This window comes from Gammaproteobacteria bacterium, assembly GCA_003696665.1.
Classification (GTDB): Bacteria; Pseudomonadota; Gammaproteobacteria; order Enterobacterales.
Genome location: RFGJ01000356.1, coordinates 1 through 2,219, shown reverse-complemented (window position 1 = coordinate 2,219; position 2,219 = coordinate 1). Strand labels below are relative to the sequence as shown.

Here is a 2,219-nt window from a genome sequence, read left to right as displayed (position 1 = left end):
GATGACGACATCGAAGAGGCGCGGGCCATCCACCGCCTGTCGGTCTCCTATGACTGGGAGACGTGGCGGTTCACCTTCAGCGTCCGCAACGTCTTCGACAAGAAGCCGCCGCTTGTCGACAACAGCTTCGACATCGGGCCGAATGTGAACTTCGGTACCGGGACGGCGGATACGCTGCTCGGCCGTACCTTCGGCATCGGGCTGACCAAAACGTTCTGACAATTGTCAGCCAGCATAGACACATTGAGGGAGGCGAACCATTTTGGTTCGCCTCCCCTTTTTATCATCAAGCATTCCTTGGGAGACAGTCACACAGGGCAATCGCTTGGGGGGGGAGCAGCTTCACCCTAAGGAATCGGGGGCTACCCGGGCAAAAGCGTCTGGATTCCTACTCGGTGCCTTATATCCATGTCGTCCCGTTCGGTGGTGAAAGGTGGCTGCGGGCGACGAGATCTTGAGCGTGTGCTTTATGGTTGTCTGAAAGACAAAGTGCACGGTCTCGGGCTTCAGCCCGTCTCCTCACCTTCATCCCCGGAGCGGGGCTGCAGCAGGGGCTCTGTCACAGGGAAAGCGGTTGTCTCACAAAGGTGGCGTAAAAAGTGCTCATATGATGGCGTAAAATTCCAAAATATCAACGCCGATTTTACTATATATTAATAAATATTGTGTGCATACGATCGATTCTATCAATAGTTTATGAAAAAGGGAGGCGAGAAAATATCGCCTCCCTCATTCTTGTTGTCGATTTTATTTTCCAGAGCTCGTGCCCGGCAGAACGATTATATAATTGCATCCATCCTCCGGCCGACAGTAGTAGATTGGCGGTTGGGGAACAATACCGTCAGGAAGTTGAATGGCATTGCCGTCCGTCCCCTTTATCTGAAGGGGAGATGCGCCGCCCCTAACGCTTGCCAACTCATCAACGGAGAGTTCCCGAATCTGGTCGGCCTTAGAACTGCCGGTTTCTGCAAAAGAACGATTGAACATTCCCGATCCTCTCCTTTCCCTATATGGATCATCATACCGTCCCCCTTTTTTTCCGAATCCCGATGGGATGTTAGCATAGTATGCATGAGTCATCAACACTTCTTGCTATTTGCTAAGTTGGAGTGAAACAGAGCGTATATTCTAACTCCGGTTTCGCAAGCATGGAAGCCTTGGCGACAGAGTCTTTGAGTGAGGAGTTCGCTGGCGCTTAAGGGTGAGTGTCAATCAGGTTGAATTCTCTTCGTTAAGAGTACGCCGGCTAGGCCGTAGACCAATGACGTCTTGATCCAGATGCGGACGGAAGCGAGCTGATGGCGACGAGAAAATCGTTCGGGTTCTTGTGTATAGGGTGGCGATGCTTCTGGAATGCTTGAACTTATTGAAAAAAAGCTCGACCAAATTGCGGTAACGATAGATTCCTTTGGTGAAGGCGAGGGTGCCCTGCCGGTTGTTCTTCGGTGGGGTTTGGGTCGCCCCCTTATTCCCGACGAAGGTGCGGATGGCGTCGGTGTCGCAGACCTTGCCGCCGAGCACAATCGCATCCCTTTCTGCTCTTCGAATAGGCCCGGTACCGACTGGCTGCCGTGGGGTGAGTGCGAAATCCATCACCTGGCCCTCGGCGTCGACCAAGGCGTGGATCTTGGTGGTCAGGCCGCCCCGGAAATGTTCTGTGCGGCCATTACCAAAGCTTCCCTTCCCGAGGGCCATACTGGGGACCCGGGCGGAGAAACTGTCGATCGTCATGATGTCGCCGTCGCAGCTTTTCATGACCTCGGCCAGAAGGCGATCCCAGACCCCGGCCTTTCGCAAACGGACAAACTGATTATAGCACGCCGTATGCGGGCCATAACGCTCCAGAAATCTGCCCAAGGTCACACGGTCCTGAACCACCAGATAATGCCTTTCAGGACGCGGTGGTCGTCAACGCGCGGAACCCGCCCGGTTTGTTCGGCAACAAAGGCTCGATGAGCAACCATTCCGCGTCAGTCATTTCAAGGCTACGACGCGCCATCCAAATCCTCCTTGTTCCAGAAGATTGTTGAATCATGCTGCAAATGTCTGAAAACACCTCCTATGTGTTTATTTATATTTGACGAGTTGCCCAGAATCCATAATTAGTGATGTATGAGCTGTGTATTATATTGTGATGTATTATTTTAGCATGGAATCTTGATTCATCAGCTCATGGCACCCATATTCCAAAAGAGTTTGGTTTTTGCTGAATGCAAAGG

The 2,219-nt window shown here is 52.2% G+C and carries 2 protein-coding genes and 1 pseudogene; 1 reads left to right on the top strand and 2 read right to left on the bottom strand.

Translation table 11 applies throughout. The features are described 5' to 3' along the window. On the top strand, positions 1-219 hold a 219-nt coding region (locus tag D6694_09350), incomplete at its 5' end, for a TonB-dependent receptor (GenBank protein RMH41140.1). Positions 220-747: 528 nt separating this feature from the next. On the opposite strand, the gene D6694_09345 is transcribed toward D6694_09350, so the two are convergent. Both D6694_09345 and D6694_09340 read right to left on the bottom strand, forming a co-directional pair. Further along, positions 748-1,080: a hypothetical protein gene (locus tag D6694_09345; protein ID RMH41139.1), complete on the bottom strand. Its 333-nt coding sequence runs from the start codon at positions 1,078-1,080 to the stop codon at positions 748-750. 128 nt (positions 1,081-1,208) lie between these two features. Then, positions 1,209-1,999 (bottom strand): annotated as a pseudogene (locus D6694_09340) (IS5 family transposase). Positions 2,000-2,219: the final 220 nt, after the last annotated feature.